A 237-nucleotide genomic window follows, 5' to 3' on the forward strand; every position below is an offset into this window, starting at 1 on the left:
GTGGCTACGACGTGGTCTGGAAGGATTCGTCGGACGGGCATTACTCGGTCTGGAGCACGGACAGCACCGGCAATTTCGTGAAGACGCTTGCCGCGGCTCCCGAAGTGCTGGGGACCGATCCGTCCCTGCAAGCGCTGGAGACGACGCTGCAGCAGGATCTCAATGGCGACGGCACGATTGGGGTGCCGGTCGCCAGCCCCGTCACGATCGAGGCGATCGGATCGACCAGTGTGGTGG

At 64.6% G+C, this 237-nt stretch carries 1 pseudogene; it reads left to right on the forward strand.

Annotation, left to right across the window (positions count from 1 at the left end):
* Positions 1–237 (forward strand): annotated as a pseudogene (locus AAE027_RS39570) (Ig-like domain-containing protein); the annotation flags it as partial.

Source organism: Bradyrhizobium sp. DN3 (assembly GCF_041357655.1).
Classification (GTDB): Bacteria; Pseudomonadota; Alphaproteobacteria; order Rhizobiales; family Xanthobacteraceae; genus Bradyrhizobium.